The sequence below is a fragment of the Pedobacter cryoconitis genome (genome assembly GCF_014207135.1).
Classification (GTDB): Bacteria; Bacteroidota; Bacteroidia; order Sphingobacteriales; family Sphingobacteriaceae; genus Pedobacter; species Pedobacter cryoconitis_D.
Window position 1 is genome coordinate 191,740 of sequence record NZ_JACHCC010000012.1, and the last position, 19,310, is coordinate 211,049.

General features: G+C 41.0%; 15 protein-coding genes. 5 read left to right on the forward strand and 10 right to left on the reverse strand.

The window, feature by feature from the left end:
* Window positions 1-55: 55 nt before the first annotated feature.
* From creD to HDF25_RS21415, 3 genes are read right to left on the reverse strand one after another with little or no spacing between them, the layout of a single operon-like run.
* The gene (gene creD, locus HDF25_RS21405; RefSeq protein ID WP_184628438.1) at window positions 56-1,480 is read right to left on the reverse strand and encodes a cell envelope integrity protein CreD; all 1,425 of its coding nucleotides are present in this window, start codon (window positions 1,478-1,480) and stop codon (window positions 56-58) included.
* Between the two features lie 53 nt (window positions 1,481-1,533).
* On the reverse strand, window positions 1,534-1,836 hold the full coding sequence (locus tag HDF25_RS21410) for a winged helix-turn-helix domain-containing protein (RefSeq protein WP_184628439.1): 303 nt from the start codon (window positions 1,834-1,836) through the stop codon (window positions 1,534-1,536).
* Entirely contained in the window at window positions 1,833-2,450 is a 618-nt protein-coding gene (locus HDF25_RS21415) for a hypothetical protein (protein ID WP_184628440.1), read from the reverse strand. Before HDF25_RS21415 ends, HDF25_RS21410 begins: the two co-directional genes overlap by 4 nt.
* A gap of 159 nt (window positions 2,451-2,609) precedes the next feature.
* On the opposite strand from HDF25_RS21415, the gene HDF25_RS21420 reads away from it, so the two are divergent.
* From HDF25_RS21420 to HDF25_RS21440, 5 genes are all read left to right on the forward strand, one after another.
* Window positions 2,610-3,467, forward strand: coding sequence for an AraC family transcriptional regulator (locus HDF25_RS21420; RefSeq protein ID WP_184628441.1), 858 nt, complete (start codon window positions 2,610-2,612; stop codon window positions 3,465-3,467).
* 78 nt (window positions 3,468-3,545) lie between these two features.
* Window positions 3,546-4,727 carry an FAD-dependent oxidoreductase gene (locus HDF25_RS21425; RefSeq protein ID WP_184628442.1) on the forward strand — a complete coding sequence of 394 codons (1,182 nt, stop codon included), beginning with the start codon at window positions 3,546-3,548 and terminating at the stop codon, window positions 4,725-4,727.
* Between the two features lie 99 nt (window positions 4,728-4,826).
* Entirely contained in the window at window positions 4,827-5,294 is a 468-nt protein-coding gene (locus HDF25_RS21430) for a RidA family protein (RefSeq protein WP_221450986.1), read from the forward strand.
* Window positions 5,295-5,570: 276 nt separating this feature from the next.
* On the forward strand, window positions 5,571-8,528 hold the full coding sequence (locus HDF25_RS21435) for a SusC/RagA family TonB-linked outer membrane protein (protein WP_184628443.1): 2,958 nt from the start codon (window positions 5,571-5,573) through the stop codon (window positions 8,526-8,528).
* Between the two features lie 16 nt (window positions 8,529-8,544).
* On the forward strand, window positions 8,545-9,891 hold the full coding sequence (locus HDF25_RS21440) for a RagB/SusD family nutrient uptake outer membrane protein (RefSeq protein ID WP_184628444.1): 1,347 nt from the start codon (window positions 8,545-8,547) through the stop codon (window positions 9,889-9,891).
* A gap of 57 nt (window positions 9,892-9,948) precedes the next feature.
* On the opposite strand, the gene HDF25_RS21445 is transcribed toward HDF25_RS21440, so the two are convergent.
* From HDF25_RS21445 to HDF25_RS21475, 7 genes are all read right to left on the reverse strand, one after another.
* On the reverse strand, window positions 9,949-10,896 hold the full coding sequence (locus HDF25_RS21445; protein WP_184628445.1) for a nitrilase family protein: 948 nt from the start codon (window positions 10,894-10,896) through the stop codon (window positions 9,949-9,951).
* A 170-nt stretch (window positions 10,897-11,066) separates the two neighbouring features.
* Window positions 11,067-11,879, reverse strand: coding sequence for a helix-turn-helix domain-containing protein (locus HDF25_RS21450; protein ID WP_184628446.1), 813 nt, complete (start codon window positions 11,877-11,879; stop codon window positions 11,067-11,069).
* A gap of 16 nt (window positions 11,880-11,895) precedes the next feature.
* Window positions 11,896-12,783 carry a GNAT family N-acetyltransferase gene (locus HDF25_RS21455; RefSeq protein ID WP_184628447.1) on the reverse strand — a complete coding sequence of 296 codons (888 nt, stop codon included), beginning with the start codon at window positions 12,781-12,783 and terminating at the stop codon, window positions 11,896-11,898.
* Complete coding sequence (locus tag HDF25_RS21460) at window positions 12,773-13,630, reverse strand: alpha/beta hydrolase (protein WP_184628448.1); 858 nt, start codon at window positions 13,628-13,630, stop codon at window positions 12,773-12,775. Before HDF25_RS21460 ends, HDF25_RS21455 begins: the two co-directional genes overlap by 11 nt.
* A gap of 88 nt (window positions 13,631-13,718) precedes the next feature.
* Window positions 13,719-14,555 (reverse strand): mechanosensitive ion channel family protein, encoded by an 837-nt coding sequence (locus HDF25_RS21465; RefSeq protein ID WP_184628449.1) that lies wholly within the window; start codon window positions 14,553-14,555, stop codon window positions 13,719-13,721.
* Between the two features lie 122 nt (window positions 14,556-14,677).
* Complete coding sequence (locus HDF25_RS21470) at window positions 14,678-16,183, reverse strand: RagB/SusD family nutrient uptake outer membrane protein (RefSeq protein ID WP_184628450.1); 1,506 nt, start codon at window positions 16,181-16,183, stop codon at window positions 14,678-14,680.
* Between the two features lie 19 nt (window positions 16,184-16,202).
* Complete coding sequence (locus HDF25_RS21475) at window positions 16,203-19,295, reverse strand: SusC/RagA family TonB-linked outer membrane protein (RefSeq protein WP_221450987.1); 3,093 nt, start codon at window positions 19,293-19,295, stop codon at window positions 16,203-16,205.
* Window positions 19,296-19,310 lie beyond the last annotated feature (15 nt).

The following is a 19,310-nucleotide window of genomic DNA, read 5'->3' on the forward strand; positions in this document are numbered from 1 at the left end:
TTAATATTTTAAAGGAAACCTGCAGAAGCAGGTTTCCTGGTCTAATCAATTGAATCTATTCTGATGTTACTATTGGTGTCTCTGGTTCGGTCAGGAGGCTTTTGTTCCAGTCTATCTTTGAAGACAGGTACATCATGGCTGCTACTATAACGAACAGTCCTATGCTTCCGAAAAGTAAAGCCAGATCCTGTAACTGGATAATCACATAGATAAATCCGTAGAAGATGGTCAGGATAGCCACAAATATGAGTGCTGGTTTTTTATTCTTTAACAGCGAAGCTATAAAAGCACCGACTAAAGAGATCGTAGCCAGGGAAGCAATCAGGTAAGCCAGATCAAAACCCATCTGCTCGCTGAGTGAAAGTAATAAGGTATAGTAAATAATCATAGCTACCCCAATGAGTAAATACTGCAGCAAATGAACTTTTCTTTTATTCAGTAATTCTGTAAAGAACAGAGATACAAAGGTCAGCAGGATAATCAGGATAGCATATTTACCTGAGCGCATAGTTTTCTGGTACTGGTCAACCGGCAGAATAAACTGTACGCCAAAGGAAGCATCTTTTCTGGAAGAGTTTTGAACTGTTTTGCTTCCGTCCGCAACAGGGTCAAGGAGTGAAGCTTTTTCTTCTATCCATTGCTGAGAAAATGGTCTGTTGAAATAAGGCATTTTCCAGGTGGCAGAAAATCCGTCTTTAGAAATGTTTCTTTGTTCAGGAAGATACCGGCCTGTAAACTTTGGGTTATTCCAGCTGCCTTCTATTTTTACAGTAGTACTTTTACCTATATGCAGGAAGCTGATTTCGTTGCTGCCACGCAGATCGAGGTCAAAACTAAAATCCAGAGCAGTATTTTTTACGGAGCTCAGATCTGGCAGGATCACCAGGTTATTCGTAAACAGACTGAGTGAAGTGAAATCGGGTTCAACTGCATAATTGGTATTAGCCAGTTTAATCACCGGATTATTTTTAAGACCTTTCAGATCGCTCAGGCCGATGTCAACTTTGGCTTTATCCCATTGTACCAGATCAGGATTAATTCCTGATTTTTTTAATTCCAGAGCGCTGAATTTGCCATTAACCCTAACTTTGGAGTTATAGACTACAGCATCAAATATACCACGATGGAGCAGTTGTGGTTCTGCTTTACCGACTATATCCAGAACCTCTGGCATAATATAGATATTGGTTAGTACTTCTTTATAACTTACTTTTCCTGTGCTGTCTTTGTGGTTCACCATTGTTTTATAGGGGAGGACCAGTACTGGGCCTTCGATTCGCTGACTGCCAGACCACTTATCTGAAATTTCTTGATTGACTTCTTCCTGTCTGTTCTGACGTTCTACAATCAGGCCCTGTATCCAGCTGGATGGAATGAGCAGGAGCAGGGTCAGTACTCCAATTAAACTTAATTTGACTAATACGGATTCGCCGAACCAGCTTCTGAATCCTTTGTTTGATGTTTTTTGTAAATCTTCCATGTTTTATAGTTTAAAAGTACTTTGAGTTTCAAAGTGTAAATAGAAAAAAAATATTACCTCTTTTGTTGTTTAATTAAATTTTCAAGGGCTTCGAGATGTTTTTTAAAAGCATGTATGCCTTTTGTCGAGGCAGCGTATTGGGTATTCGGTTTACGACCGATAAAACTTTTGTTAACGGTAATGTATTCTTCCTTCTCCAGCGCTTTTAAATGGGATGCCAGATTCCCGTCAGTTGCGTTCAGCAGTTCTTTCAATGCGTTAAAATCATAATAGTCATTGGCAACCAGTACGCTCATGATCTGCAGGCGTAACCGGTTTTCAAATGCTTTATCAAAAGAGTCTAAAGAGATTTTCACTGGTTGTATTTAAAGTGCATGATTGAACCATAAAGGATATGCAGAATACCGAAACCAATAGTCCAGAATATAATTCCATAACCAGGCAGGAGCGCTGCAATCAAACCGAGAATGATTTCACTGAATCCTAACCATTTTACATCCGAAAGCGTGTAATGACTGCCGGCAATCAGTGCCAGTCCATAGAATATAAGAGAGGCTGACGCTACGATTCCATAGTCACCACGAAGGATCAGGATCAGGATGAAAAATCCACCGGTAACCAGGGGAATAGCCATATTAACCAGAAGCCGTTTACTAACCGGGTTCCAGAATTTTTCTCCTTTTTTACGGGCCTGACGGATGGTCAGCCAGATTCCGGTCACCAAAGATAGTACCAATACCAGGGCAGCGATTAAACTCAGTTGCCATAAAATTTCAGGTTCATTGACATAACTGCTTCTATAGGATATATTATATCCGCGGTATACAGTTTTATAACCTAAAAAGGCTCCGATTAAGGCATATACTCCAGCCATAATGCCTGATAAACCACTTAGTGAAATAAACTTGGTGGAACGTTCCATCAGGTTACGGATAGAACTGAGTTCTGAATAAATATCTTTTTCTTGCATTTTAAAAGAACTTTGAGTTGCAAAGTAAAATATAAAGATTTGATTATGCAAGAATTATTTTTCACGAGGGAATTTTAAACTGTAAATTGTTTAATCAGACAGATGTGACCTGGCATTAGGTTGCTCTTATACAGAAAGTTATATTTGCATGATAATAAGATGCAAAAAAAAAGCAAGCATATTCCTGTTAACACATTGCCTTCTGGAATCAGAGAAGGAATATTTATTGCAAAAATATCGTTTAATGGGCTCCCTGATGCTGAGGAGGTTGTACGACCACACCGGGACAACGGACATTTATTTATCCTGCAGGAAAAAGGAAAAACCCATATTGAAATTGACTTTCAACAGCATAGTATAGAAGCATCATCAATTATCTATATACATCCTGATCAGATACATCGTGTGATAGCGTTTGAAAATGCAACGATCATTAGCTGGATAATCACCAGTGAAAATCTACAGCAGGAGAACCTGAAGTTACTGGCAGACCTGACACCTGTGAGTGCTTTGGCTTTAAAAACAGAGACTCTCTCTATTATTTCAGAAACAGCTTCTCTCTGCATACAATTTTCTGAAAGAAAACACGAGAAGTTATTTAATTCTATTCTGAAAGAAAGTTGTAATACTTTAGTCGCATTAGTGGTATCTCAGTATTTAGCTCAAGTTAAAACCACAGATAATTATTCGCGTTTCGAGGTGATTACCAAATTATTTAAATCCTCTTTAGAACACGATTTTACAACTGTGAAAAGTCCTGCGGCCTATGCTAAATGTCTGAATATATCTACTCCCTATCTGAATGAATGTGTCAAAACCACAACTGGGTATTCCGTTTCATATCACATACAACAGCGTGTTGTTTTGGAAGCAAAACGCCTCCTTTTCCATTCTGATAAATCTGTAAAGGAGATCGCAGGCGAACTTGGCTATGACGATTATTCTTATTTTACCAGGTTATTTGTTAAACTTACCGGGATGACACCATTAACTTTTCGGACTAAAAACTTCGATTAGTCCTATACTCACTTCGTATCGGCATTGTTTAGGCCTGGTATAAGATGTTCCTTTGTATCAATTAAAAATGATATAAAAATGGAAATATCAAAAGCAATAAATCTAATACAAAATAAAGAAATAGCAATCGTAGGTGGTGGCCCGGGGGGGCTGACATTGGCCCGGTTATTACAGCTTAAAGGGGCCAGTGTCAGGGTTTATGAACGAGACTTTAGCAAAGAGGAGCGCGTGCAGGGTGCAATCGTTGATTTGCACTTTGAATCGGGCCTGAAAGTTATTGAAGCTGCCGGTTTGATGGATGCTTTCAAAGCTAATTACATGCCTGGGGCTGATAAGTTCCGTATGGTTGATCAGGAAGGAAGTATCATGATGGATGAGCATAATCAAAATTCTGAAGCCGGTTTTGGTGACGAACACTTTAGACCGGAGATTGACAGAGGAGCGCTAAGGAACATTTTGACAGATGCTCTTCTGCCGGATACTGTTGTCTGGAATAGTCAGTTTGTGAGCATGGCGCAGGTCAATAATATCTGGGAACTCAATTTTAAAAATGGCAAAAAGGCTACCGCAAGTATTGTGATCGGGGCCGAAGGATATCGCTCAAAAATACGTTCCTATATAACTGACATTGAAGCACTATATTCGGGCGCAACCATTATTCAGGGTGAGATAGATTATCCTGAAACAGAATGTCCTGAAATTTATGCATTGGTTGACAACGCCAATCTCATAGCAATGGGCATCGGAAAAACCATAGCTATGCAACCAAGGGGGGATGGCGGGCTGACGTTTTATGCTTCTTCTCTTTACCCTGAAGGCTGGATCAAAAATAGTGGTATAGATTTTAATGACAGGGAAGAAGTGTGTGCTTATTTAGTTCAATATTACAAAGAGTGGAATCCGATATTTTTTACACTTTTTAAAGCATGTAACCATTTTGTGCCAAGGCCACTGAATTATTTCCCTTTAGACCAGGACTGGGAGACTCAATCGAATCTCACCATTATTGGAGATGCAGCTCATTTGATGCCTCCGTCAGGTGAAGGAGTAAATACAGCGATGCTGGATGCTTTGGATTTAAGTGAGTGTCTTACTGGTGGTGAATTTCAAAACATACAAGCCGCCATTATTGCATATGAAAAACGAATGAGAGCCAGAGCAACTATATTAGGACAAGAAGCACTTGAAGGGATAAAAGATTTTGCCTCCCCTTCTGATGAATCGGTTAAGAAGCTGATAGAACAGTTTAACCGAAACTGATTATTAAAAGATGAGGGAGCTTAAATGCCATTTTAATTTTTGTTAATTACTTTAATTATATTTAAGCAGCGATTTAAAAATATCAATATTTATATACTGATGAAAACAATTATGTGTTTGGTTCTTATGGCTATTACTTCATCATCTTTTGCACAAAATACCGGAAAGCCGGTTAAATTTATGAATCCTGCTACTGTTCCTGCAGCTAAAGGGTATTCTCAGGCTGCTGAAATTGATCTTGGAACGAGTAAAATGTTGCTTATTTCGGGACAGGTTTCATTCGATAAGACCGGAGAACTGGTTGGAAAACTTGATTTTACCAAACAGGCAGAGCAGGCTTTCATCAACATCAAAAATATTGTAGAAGCGGCCGGCGGATCTATGAATGATCTGGTAAAACTTAATTTTTATTTGCTGGATACGGCTCATATTGTAGAATTGCGTAAGGTAAGAGATCAATTTATCAATACTGTAACTCCTCCAACCAGTACACTGGTACAGGTCAGCAAACTTTTCAGAGATGATGTCCTGGTTGAAATCGAAGCAACAGCAGTTATCGCTAAGTAGGAGAATATTGCTTTTTAAATAAAGTCTATGGAATTAGTGGATTATTGTTTATGTTTGTCGGATATTTGAAAAATGACATTATAATCAATCCCTAATTTTACAAGCATGAAACCTGTTTTCTATCCCCCTCTTAACGCGGCAATCCGTTGTTGTCGCTCCTAAATTCTTATTGCCCTTAAGGGCCTGAAATCCTTTATTTCTTAATTTTTAATAAACCGGCGTATTTGACCGGGAGGATTTCCTATGTCCCATAATTTATCAAACACACAATTGATCATGAATTCAAAATTTACTAAAAAATTATTATTTGCGGCGGTCCTGCTATTTATACCGCGGCTATTATTTGCACAAAACATCACACTTACCGGACAAGTCAGCGCTGCGGGTGATGGCCTGGGGATTCCAGGAGTTTCTGTTTCTCTGAAAGGAGGGCAGGGCATTACAATGACTGACAGCGATGGTAAGTATAAGGTCAGTGTCCCTCAGTCAGCTGTATTGGTTTTCAGGGCCATTGGCTATTTAACACAGGAAGCTAAAGTGAATGGGAAAGGAACATTGAATATACAGTTGTCGGAGAATGTTTCTGCGCTGGATGAAGTGGTTGTTTCGGGACTGGCCTCCAGTATCAAAAGGTCTAACCTGGCTAATGCAGTAACTACAATTTCCAGTAAGGATCTGACTGGTACAACACCTCCGCAGACCTTGGATAAAGCGTTATATGGAAAAATACCCGGTGCCAATATCCGCGCAAACAGTGGTGCGCCGGGTGGCGGTATCTCCGTGCAGTTAAGAGGAATCAGTTCTTTGCAGGGAGCTTCTCAACCCTTATATATTATCGATGGGGTCTATTTAAATAACAGCACTTTAAGAACTGGCCGTAGTACTTTAACGGGAGCTAGCCAGGGTGAAGATGACGGAGCAAACCGGATTGCTGATCTTAATCCAGATGATGTGGAAAGTGTAGAGGTACTGAAAGGTTCATCAGCTTCTGCTATCTACGGAACAAGGGCAAATGCTGGTGTAATCATTATTACGACCAAAAAAGGTAAGGCAGGTAAAACAAGGGTGAGCCTGAGCCAGGATGTAGGTTTCTCCAAAATCCAGCGTTTTGTTGGCAGTGCAGCCTGGGACGAGGATAAAATTAAACTGTATTTTCCTGCTTCAGCCCAGACAGAAGAGCTAAAACGTTACCATGATGCAGTGGCTAATCATGGAATTACGGATTTTGAAAAGCTGATCTACGGTGAAACACCTATCCTGTGGAATAGCAATCTAAGCATCTCGGGAGGAAATGCCCAAACAAAATTCTATGTTTCCGGGAATGCAGCAAAAGAGGATGGAATTATAAAATATACCGGGTTTAATAAGAAATCAATCAGGTTAAATCTGGATCATCAGTTTAATGACTGGGTAAACTTCTCTATTACCTCTAATTACCTGAACTCATCGAGTGATCGTGGTTTTACAGGAAATGAAAATGAATCAGGAACAAGTCTGGGTTATATCATCGGCTATCTGCCAAACTATTTTAATCCCAGACCAGTTAACGGGGTTTACCCAGATAACCCTTATTCGGAAAATCAGAACCCTTTGGAACTAAGGGATAAAGCAATTAATAATGCAAGGATAAACAGGTTTATCCAGTCTGCAAATCTGAATGTTTATTTATTACAGAAAAAAGAATCGAGTTTAAAACTGGCGCTGCAAGGAGGAGTCGATTACCTGGGAAGCCGTACTAAACAATATTTCCCTGATAATTTACAGGCTCAGCGGAGTCTGCCGAATCCGGGTGATATCGTTTTGGGTAATGAAACTGATATCAACGCAAATGTCCAGGCCTTTTTAATTTATGGACAACAAGTAGGTAAAACTCATTTTAATACGCAGGTTGGAGCTGTGTTTTTACAAACGCAGGCAAATGCTGTATTAAACAGAGGTAGAGGACTGGTTGCTGGTCAGCAGAATATTTCGCAGGCGGCTATACAGTCACTGCTTTCGCAGAATGACCAGAAAGTGAAAGATTTTGGTACGGTTGCACAGGAAGAGATTAATTATGATGATAAGGTGATTACCACGCTGGGTATACGTTTTGATAAATCGACACTGAATGGTAATGCCAACAAGTTTTATGCTTTTCCTAAGGCCTCGGTTGCGGTGAATCTGACCAAGTTTGACTGGTGGAAATTACCAGCAGTAAGTCAGTTGAAGTTACGTACTGCTTATGGGCAAACGGGCGGGGTTCCGAGTTTCGGCGATATCTATACTGCTTTGAATCCGGTAGTCATTGGCGGCCAGGTAGGGTCTGTGGTTTCTGCTACGGCAGGAAATCCTGATATTAAACCGGAGCGTGCAGGAGAACTGGAATTAGGGGCGGATATCGGGTTCTTACATGACCGGATCTTACTGGAAGGTACTTATTATAATAAAAAGGTAACTGACCTGATCCAGACGTTAACGCTTGCTGGTTCTGGCGGGGTGACAACGAAAAAGGTAAATGCTGCTGACCTGGTGAATCACGGGGTGGAATTTGCCTTAAGTGGTACGCCTTTTTCAAGTAAAAACTTTACCTGGACGAGCCGCTTACTTTTCTGGAAGAATACAAGTAAAATTACAAAGCTTAAAGTACCTTCTTATACGACCGGGGTTTACGGACCAAGTTATGGTACTTACCTGATCAAAGAGGGCTTTTCACCAACTACTATCGTGGGTACACCGCAGACCGCTTCTGGTGATTATACTGTCTATGGGGATTCTCAGCCTGATTTTCAAACTTCCTGGACTAACACGATTTCGTTTTTAAACGGGTTTACTTTTTCTTCTCTGGTGGACTGGAAAAAAGGAGGGGATATCATGAACATCACTTTGTACAATACAGATAACGGCGGTACTTCGCCCGACTGGAACGGGGATTATAACCATAATGGTATTCCTAACGGAAAAGACAGACAAGGCACCGGAGCAGGTGTTTATGTGCAGGATGCAGGTTATGTAAGGCTGAGGGAAGTAGCGCTGAGCTATAGTCTGCCTCAGGCTGTGACACAGCGGATTTTCAGAAAGGCTTTGCAAAGCGTACGTTTTGGAGTTTCTGCAACCAATTTATTCCTGATTACCAAGTATAAAGGATATGATCCTGAGGTTTCGAGTTTTGGAACGAATGCGATCAATACGGGGACAGATCTATTCAATTACCCTTCGTCAAAGCGGTTCCTGTTTAATGTAAGAGTGGAGTTTTAAACAATAATATAGACTAATGAAAAATCAAATTAAATATATCACACTGGTTTTTGTTTTACTGACCGGTGGCTGTAAACTGGATAATCTGCCTGATCCGAATAATCCTTCTATTTCGAGTGTGACCAATAATGCAAGTACTGCTCAGTTACAGAATCTGGTTTCCGGACTGGAATCCAGAAGTAAGGATTATGTAATTGCTGCGCAAAATGCCTTTGGTACTTTTGCCAGAGACGTATGGTACTTTGACTCTAATGATTCCAGACATATCCAGTTCTGGCTAGGGCTTGGAGGGAGAAAACCGGACGGAGATTTTTACGGGGTAGCCAGTATCTACACCAGTCCTTATCAGGCTATCAAACAGGCTAATGTTCTAATCAGTGCTGTCAATAATACTTCGGTAATTACTGCTGAACAAAAGCTGGCCTATACTGGATTTGCGAAGACTATACAAGGTTATCAGTACCTGATCCCGGCAAATGCTCAGTATAAAAACGGGATCCGGATCGATGTTTCCAATGAATTGAAACCTGGTCCTTTTGTGTCTTATGAAGTCGCTCTTTCAGAGATACAGCGTATCCTGAATGAGGGTTATGCAGATTTAACCAAAGGAGGTACCACTTTACCTTTCAGACTAACTTCGGGTTACGCGCCTTTTAGCTCACCTGCCGGACTGGCTAAAGTTAACCGTGCACTGGCAGCAAGAACGGCGGTTTACCAAAAAGACTGGCAAGGTGCATTGAATGATCTGAACCTTTCGTTTTTTAGTCTGACAGGTGATCTTGATCTGGGGCCTGCCCATGTTTATGGCGCACCTCCGGAGCCTTTTAATCCGTTTTTTTATGTGCTGAATGCGAATGTAAGTAATCTGCCGGTCGTACATCCGTCTTTTGTACAAGATGCATTACCTGGTGATGCACGGGTTGCTAAGAAAATATTTGTACGGACTACTCCATTGATTAATACGGTAGGAACAGTTCCATTATCCAGTTTATATCAGGATAAAAGATGGGCAAGTAATACTTCGCCGGTTCCTTATATCAGAAATGAAGAACTGGTCTTGATTTATGCAGAAGCTTCTGCTCAGCTGGGGCGTTTTGACGATGCGGTAACTGCAATCAACAGAATCAGATCTTCGGCTAATCTTTCTCCATACAGTGGAGAGAAGAATCTGGATGCATTGATTACTGAGATTTTATTCCAGAGAAGGTATTCGCTATGGTTTGAGCCTGCCGGACACAGATGGTTTGATCTGAGAAGATATAACCGGTTGAATGAAATTCCGGTGGCCCTGGATCAGGGAAGTGTATTTACCCAACTGGAAAGACCCTCAAGTGAGGTTAACTGGGACAACTTTAATAAATAGATGATCAAAAATGCTTTACGCAGGTAAGTGCGTAAAGCATTTTTCATGAAAATCTGGCTATTTATCTAACCAGACTACTTTCTGTGCGGATTGATGAGGTTTGCCGATAATCTGGCTGTATAGTTCCGGTCTGCGGGCATTGAGATAGCGGTGACCACCTGCCTGCGTTAGTTTTTCAGGGGTTAAAACGGCGGTTACAAAGTCGTTACCCAGGGTCTTACATTCGTTCAGTATATCACCAAAAGGGTCAATAATCATGGAGCATCCGTTTTTCAGCTGGTCATCATCCATTCCAATCGGATTGGAGAATACCGTATAAATCGCATTGTCATAGGATCTTGCCGGAAGCCATTTCATTAACCAGTCGCGGCCTTTCATCCCTTCAAATTCCAGTCGGAGAGAAGTAGGATCATTTTCTCTGTTTTCCCAAAGCTCAGGATTGACAAAGCCTGCTCCCGGTCGGGTAGAAGGAGTACACATGGTGACATGTGGCATAAATATAATATCCGCACCAAGCAATTTTGTAGCTCTGACATTTTCGATAATATTGTTGTCGTAACAGATCAGAATACCACATTTCCAGCCATACAGTTCAAAAATGCAGTAGGCATCTCCCGGATTTAAAAATGGATTTATAAAAGGGTGCAGTTTTCTGAATTTAGCAATCATGCCAGTTTTGTCTACACATACATAGGCTTTAAACAGGTTATCTGCCAGATCTTTTTCAAAAAGCCCGGCCAGAATAGCGATATCATACCTGGCTGCAATAGCAGTAAGTGCTGTTATACTTTCTCCTTCGGGAAGGATCTCCGCCAGGTCAAGCATTTGTGTTTTGGTCAGATTCCTTGCAAAAGTGTAACCTGTAATTGAACATTCGTGAAAAGCAATGGCTTTTGCACCATCCAGTGATGCTTTTCTGGCAAGCTCCTCTATCTGGGACAGATTATACTTTTTATCTCCGCTTTTGTGCTCAAACTGGGCAGTTGCGATTTTTAAGTTCTCCATATTCATCTATTTATTTATTGTTTTCATTTGTCAGATGGATCCAACATGATTAAAATAATCATTGCCCTGTGTGCTTAATAATTATTTTAATCATGTTGGATTCATCTTATTTGAAACAAACATAGGGCTTTGGAAAACCGGAAAAATGTACAAATCCGACAGGAAGTTTTTTAGGAGGTCAGGAGAAAATTGATCGCCAGCGGGTTATTATTCCGGAGATATTGACCGGGAGTCAGGCCAGTGTATTTTTTGAATTCCCGGATCAGATGGGGCTGGTCATAATAGCCAGCTTCATAACCAATTTCTGTAAGGTTTCCGGTTACAGATTTAGACCTCAGCTGTTTTAAAAAGACATGTAGTTTAACAATACTGCTGAATCTCTTCGGACTGATCCCAATACCTTCTATAAAGGCTCTTTCGAGCTTTCTTTCGGTACAACCAGTCACATCGGTCAGTTTACTGACGGGCATCAGGCCTTTAGACTGAATGATCTGGCTGAGAGAAAAATTGATTAAGAATTGACTGGAAGGCTGGTTCCGGGTGATTAGTTTACCGAAAAAGTCTTCGGCCAGCCTGATCTTATCGGTGATGCTCAGGGAATCTGTTAGTCTTTCCTGAAGTGTTGCTCCCAGATCACCAAAGAGATCTTTAAGAGCTATACAATGATCATTTAGTTCTACTGACGGAACAGATAAGAGGTTATTTAACCCATTGGGGTGGAATACCACAATCATTAAAGAAGTATCGCCTTCGCAATAAAGGTCTCTGAAAGAATTGAGCTGTCCGTAGATAAAAGCCGGGGGGAGATAGTCGGGCTTTTCAAGCCCGCCCAGCTTAGAAATCAATCTGTTTCTGAATGAAAATACCATACCTGTATTTCCATCAGAGAATAAACGGAGTTTTTTTATTTCCTGATTTTGAGTATCTAAAAAAAGATAGTGTTTAATAAATACTGATAATGCTATGGAAGGTGATATTTGCATTGCTTCACAAAGGTAGCTATTCGTCTTCCCAAATCACAGCATTTATTTTCCATCCTGCCTGGGTATTGACAAACTGAAATAATTTGTGACCGTCTGATTGAAAGGACTTTCCGTTGTGCAGGCCACTTTTGCTGTAAGTAGAAAAACGCTGTGCGATATGGCCGGTTATTTTTGTTTCTTCGGCTGTTTCCCACTCTTCAAAAGACTGTAGTGTCCCGTCTGAAAGGATGATTTTCCGGGGTTCAATGAAGGTATCCAGATTGTAAATTTCTTCTTTAAACTCGGTTTTCTTAATAATCAGTGTTTGTGGCAGACAGAGTTTATGGATCATTTCCCAGTCAGGTAATTGCTGCTCTTTATTGGTGAAAATGCCGAAAAACTGAGTGGTTAAATTATCCAGTATTGATTTGGTCGTTTCAATCGCATACAGGAATAGTTTTTCGTTGTTAATTTCCATTTCATGCTGGAATTTTAAACCGAGTTTTTCAAGCAGCTGGATAGAACGGGTGTTGCTGGTGACCGTAGAAGCCATAATCCGTGTGTGTGCAGGATCATTTATCAGTACATCCAGAAGACTCTTTGCGGCTTCATAAGCATAACCTTTTCCTTCATATTCTGGCAGGAAAGCGAAACCGATATCATGATGGTCAAGATAGTCCCTTTTGATCAAAGTGATAACGCCTATAGGAAGCTTCTGGTCTTTTAGGTTGACCACCTGGTAATTTATAGCCGGATTATCTATCAGTCTCTGAATATAAGCTAAAGCGTCTTCTTTAGTTTTTACATTTCTTTCGCCAATAAACTTAAGCCAGCCTTGTGTATTAACCAGTTTCTGGATAAAGTCAGGATCTGTTGTGTCCAGGTCAGTGAAATATAACCTGGAAGTGTCCAATTTATTTTGCATCAGCAGATTTCTTTTTTGGATTTAAAACGTCAAAAGCCTTATAAACACTATTGTGAAGAATAGTTAAATGGTTTTCTGCGGGCATGGGATTAAAGATCAGGTTCAGATTTTTATCGGTTGATTTTTTTAATACCTCGGCAAACTGACGGGCATCATTCTCCATTACTTTTCCTTCGGTACCCACAGAGAGATATACATTTATTTTTTTATCTGCCAGTGTTTTAATCAAATCCGGGGCTGCTTTTAACAAGGACTCATTGTCCCACCACAGACTTGGGCTGATAATCAGGTAAGTATTGAAAAGCTCAGGCTTTTTAAGTAATACTTCGGAGGCCAGTAAACCTCCTAAAGACTGGCCAATGATAGTTTTTGAATCATTGGTCCGATATTGTTTGTTGATATAGGGTTGAAGTTCTTTTTCAATAAATGACATGAATCTGGCCGAACTTCCGGTTGTAGGAAAGTCTTTTTTGTCTTCAGCGACAGTAGTCGGAAAAGTAAAATCTCTTTTCCTGTCTATATTTGCAATACCTACCACTATGGATTTAGGCAGCACTTCTATCATCGTAGAATACTGAACGAGTCCGGCAATATGGATAAAGTCTTCATTGGCAGATCCGTCGAGAAGATAAATAACCGGATAGGTCTGTTTAAGGTCTTTGTCGTAACCTTCTGGTAAATAGATGTTCAGTGTCCGTTTTTCTGAAAGCTGTACGGATTGGATTTCGGTAGCGATACCCAATTGGAATGGTTTGGTAGAAAGCGTTGTAACGGTCGGTTTTTCCTGGCCTTTAGAAAGATTGCTTAAGAGGAGAAAAGATAGTAGTAAGAGGGATATTTGCTTCATAGGATAAAGCTACTCTTTTTACAATCATTTAAAAAAACGGATGTCAAAAAACAGCCGGATCAGGTTTGCTGATCCGGCTGTTTTTTGATTATTCCGGTAGTTTTGTGACTGGAGGAATGATATGTATTTCGCGTTGCGGATAAGGAATCCCTATGCCGTTCTGATCAAGGGCTTCTTTAATTAATTGAAAATTGCGGTGATAGGTAGGCCAGAAATCTGCATTAGCAGACCATGATCTGATTGTCAGGTTGACTGCATTGTCTCCTAATGAAGCTACCAGAACAACTGGTTGCGGATCTTTCAATACCAGCGGATCGGCCTGAAGCGTAGCAATGATGATTTTTCTCGCCTGGTCTATATTAGCCTGGTAGGAGATTCCGATGCTGTATTCCTGCATCCTGTTCTCATTATCCGAGACATTGTTGATGACAGCATTGGCTAAAGGGCCGTTTGGTGCATATAATGTAGTTCCGTTTTTTGCTCTCAGCGTAGTGTAGAGTATATCTATCTTAAGTACAGTTCCATCTACATTGTTGCTGGATGAAATAAAGTGGCCGACTCTGAAAGGTTTAAATAGCAGGATCAGTACACCACCTGCAAAATTAGAAAGACTTCCCTGAAGGGCCAGACCAACGGCCAGACCTGCAGCACCTAATATGGCTACAAAGGATGTTGTCTCAATGCCCAGGGTAGAGGCAACTGTAACCAGTAAAAGCACGTAAAGTATAACTTTTAAAATACTGACCAGGAAGTTGGTCAGGGAAATATCTATTTTGCCTTTATGAAGATGATTATTCAGAAAACGGACTAAAAATTTAATCAGCCACAGACCGATCAGTAAAGTTGCAAGCGCGAGTAAAAGGGTAGGGACTTTTAGAATGAATCCGTCCAGGAGGCTCCATAAAGTGTTTTGTATTTTATCCATATTGTATTGTTTTTCTATAGCGAAGGGCTATTTTTGTGTATTTGGCTATTCAATACATTTATAATGCCATTATCTTTTATTTAAAACAAAAAAAGCTGTCCGGTGTTAGCGGACAGCTTTTTTTAGTTATTGATATTCTTATTGTTGTTGAGCTCTGTCTGGGGAAGACCAAACAGATAATAACTGCTGTTTGGTATAAATGCGGTACCATCCGGAAACTTTAAACTGGTATGTTGTTTTGCGGTTACGATTTTACTCGTGCCATCGGGTTTGATGATAGTTACCTTTAAAGGTTGCCCGTCTGCACCTAATGCAGGTAGTCGTTGTACGGCAGACTGGGTTCTCAGGATATCTGATAAAGCAAAACCTTCACCCCATAGTTCTTTTCTTCTTTCAATCAGAATAGCAGCGATGACATCGTCTTTGGAGCTGGTACCCAGTGTATAAAGCTCTGCCTGTCTGGCTCCGCGTAATTCATTCAGTAAGGCAACAGCATTGGTCAGATCCGAATTCCTTGCATAACCTTCGGCTGCAATCAGGGTCATTTCAGCCGAACGCATCATGACAATATCCCCGGTCTGATCTTCCCGGAATTTGAATTTCTGATAACGCAGATAACCTTCTCTGCTGGGTAAACCATCCCACAGAAATAATTTTGATCTGATGTCTTTCGTGTCAAACAGATTCTTGAAGTTTGGATCAGCCATAAAACTATAGTAATACGAGGAAGGACTGCTTACATCCAGAAAGTTGAAAGTATAACTGGCATTACTCTGATCAGGCCGCTGGCCATGTCCCCAGATCCATTCGCTGTTTTTCAGATCATTAAATCCGGTAGCATAATCGTCTGCTGACATATAACTGTATTTTTTCTTTGCTTCCAATGCGTTTGAAGCAGCCAGGTCCCATTTACCCATATTGAGATAAGTTCTGGCCAGCAGACCATGCACTACATCAATATTGATTTTGTATTTGGTGGTCGCAGGACGACTGTAAGCAGGAAGTAACTTTTCGGCTTGTGTAAGATCGGCTAAGATTAACTGATAGACTGCTTCTACAGTTGATTTGGGATTCCCTTTTGTCAATGGCGTGGTTGGCTCGGTATAAATTGGGACTACTTTGGCCTGTGGGTTAACCTGATAATTAAACTGATAATAGGTGACCAGATTTAAATAGCTGTTCGCTCTTAGAGCCAATGCCTGACCTTTGATCTGTGCTTTTTTAGCATCAGTACCACTGGATGCATCAATTTTTGCAATGATGTTATTACAGTTATTAATTACTTTATAGAGAATAGTCCAGATTGCGCCTAAACGGGTCTGGTTATTGGCTAATGTAAATTCGTAGGCATCTCTGTAACCATATTTATTGGTAATCACTGCGACATCATTACCCATCGCATCACTGGTTCTCAGAATAGTGGTATAGCCCGGATTACTATAAGTGAAGAAGCTGTCCTGCATGTATGACCAGGTACCATTTAACACTGTTTCTATATTATCTGCACTGTCATAAATCAGGGATTCTGCAACAGAGGTCGTGGGTTTTGTCGTCAACTCCTTTTTGCAGCCCAGCACGGGAAGCAAAAAAGCCGCAGCGACTATATAAGTTATATTTTTAAGATTCATCTTGATCGTGATTAATGATTTAGAAAGTAAGGTTAACTCCGGCCGAAATGGTACGCATTGCCGGATAACGGTAATAAGTAGTACCATCAATAGTCTGTTCAGGATCCATACCCTGGTGTCCGCTGAAGGTGAACAGGTTTTCGCCGGTTAGAGTGAATTTCAGATTGTTTAGCCCCCATTTACTGGCTAGTTTTCTAGGAATACGGTAACCTACAGTCAGGTTTTTTAAACGCGCGTAGGAAGCGCTGTATAAAAACCTGGTAGAAGCCTGTGTCCATCCTAAATTATCTGTGGTTAGTCTGGGTACATCCGTCTGTCTGTTGTCTGGTGTCCAGTGGTTGAGCATTTCTGCCGACCAGGTACCACCTGTACGGTTTCCATTATGCATCAGGGAAAGGTAATCGTTGTCGAGTATTTTCCCGCCAAGACTATAAGCGAGCAGGGCAGAGACTTCAAAATCTTTATAGGTGAAGGTATTAGTTATACCACCAAGGACTTTTGGTAATGCACTATCCTGTACATATTGCTGGGCTTCGGTATAATTTGCTGTCGTTACTTTATTGCCATTTGCATCGTTTTTATACCATAACGGGTTTCCATTGGCAGGATCTACTCCAGCCCATTCTTTCAGGTAGAAATCATATACTGAACCGCCCACACGTTTGATTTTTGTGGCTGTTTTGATATCACCGTTAGGTAAAGATGTAATTGTGTTTTTATAATGAGTAGCATTGATATTGATCGTCCATCTGAAATCCGCAGTACGTATCGGAACCGCATTTAACTGGACTTCAAAACCTGTGTTTTTCAGTGCCCCGATATTGGCATCAATAGAAGAGAAGCCGGTTGAAGGAGACATCGGTAAACTGAACAGCAGATCTTTTGATCTTCTGTTAAAGTACTCTATGGTACCGCTGACGCGATCTTTGAAAATTCCAAAATCCAGACCAAGGTTAAAGTTTAAATTGGTTTCCCATTTCAGATCTGGTGTAGGTAGTCTGGAAGTGATTAATCCGTTTTCACCCAGATTATTCTGGATGGCATACAGGCCTTCATAAGCGTAGTAGACACCGATGTTGTCATTTCCCTGTGCGCCATAACTTGTTCTTAAGGTCAAAGTACTCAACCAGGTGCTTTGTTTAAGGAATTCTTCTTCAGAAGCTTTCCAGGATGCACCTAGTGACCAGAAGGTTCCCCATCTTTTAGCAGGAGAGAACCGGGATGACCCATCGGTCCGGATAGAGGCAGAAAGCAGGTATTTCTTTTGATAATCGTATTCTGCTCTTCCCAGGAAACTCAATAAGACGTAATCGACAGATGAACCGCCGAAATCTCCTAATTGTGAAGCGGCATCTGGTTCATCTAAACCTGGCAATACGAAACGGGAACGGCTGCCGGAGATGTTTCTACTATTGTATTTGTAAATCTCCTGTCCGCCCAACAGGTTCAGGTGATGATCCTGGGCAAAGGTTTTTTCATAGGTGAAAATATTGTTCCAGGTCCAGGAATAGGTCCTTCTGTTTGATTTGCTGACAGAACCTTTGGTTTCTGCATCAATACCTAATACCGGATTGGAATAAAAGTGGTTGTTGGTATTGGTGAAATCTCCACTGTATGTCGTTTTAAACTTTAATTCCGGTAGGATAGTCGCTTCCAGGAATGTTCTGGCAGAAACATTGTCTTTTAAAATCTGTGATTTATCAAGTCCTACGGTAGCGGCGAGATTAGTTCTTGGAGAAACTGCACTCGGACGGTATTCTCCAAAGTCAAAAACCTTGTTTCCGCTGGCATCGGTTTTATAACTTCCATCTGGATTGCGTTCATAGACCGGGTAAAAACTTGGAACAGTACGCGAGAAGTTGATTACGTTGGCTGTATTGCTGTCTTCAGAAACAGGATAATCCTGTAAACTGTTTGACGCAGAAATATTCAATCCTGCTGTCAGCCATTTTTTAGCTTTAGTGGTTAGATTGATTCTGGCGTTATAGCGTTTGTAACCTGAACCCAGGGCTATACCTTTATCATTAAGGTATCCGCCCGAAATATAGTACTGCCCTTTTTCATTCCCGCCACTGAAACTCAGGTCGGCTTGTGTACGGACTGCACTTTGTTCCATAGCTTTGCCCCAGTTATCATCCCATAATGGTTTTGCACCTGGAAGTATTTTACCATCCAGTCCTACCGGAGAAGGATATGCCGGGCCATAAGGGTTGATCCCCAGATCACTGATCAGTTGTTCGCCAGCCGCTTTACCAGCCTGAGCATCAGTAAAGGTTGGGTTGCTGGCTAATTGTTTATTTTTAACTGCCAGCCAGTAATTTTCAAAATACTGATCTGTAGTCATCTGTTTATAATCTTTTACGGCACGTTTTGAGAATCCCTGGTTAAAGTTGAAACTGATTTGTGTCTGATCATTCTTTTTACCGGTTTTGGTGGTGATAATGATGACTCCGTTTGCACCTCTTGAACCATATAACGCACTTGAGGCTGCGTCTTTCAAAACACTTACAGACTCAATATCGTTGACATTGATTGCACTCAGGTCGCCAGAGAATGGATTCCCATCTACTACATACAATGGATCGCTGGATGCATTGATGGAACCAATTCCGCGGATTTTTACATCAGCAGTAGTACCAGGCTGGCCACTGGCAGAGGTTACCTGTATTCCTGGTGCCAATCCCTGAAGGGCTTTGGTAATATTGGAAACCTGTCTGTTCTGTAATTGTTCACTATTGATTTGTGATACAGCACCTGTTATATCTCTTTTTTTAGCAGTACCATAAGCGACAACTACAACCTCATCGAGACTGTTGGGTTCTTCGCTAAGCACAATGTTCAGTGTAGTGCCTGCTTTGACGGCAATTTCCTGAGTCGTATAACCCAGGTAAGAGAAGGTCAGGGTTTCCTGAGCGGAATTCAGGCCGATACTGAAATTCCCGGCAACATCTGTTGTTGCAGCGGATTTTGATCCTTTAATTAAAACACTAACGCCTGGCAGTGGCTGATTAGTTCCTTTCTCGGTTACTCTGCCCGAAACCTTATAACCCTGCTGGGCATAGGTAAAGGAAGAGAAAAACAGGAGAAACAAGAATAGTAATTTTGATTTCATCTGAATAAATTGGTT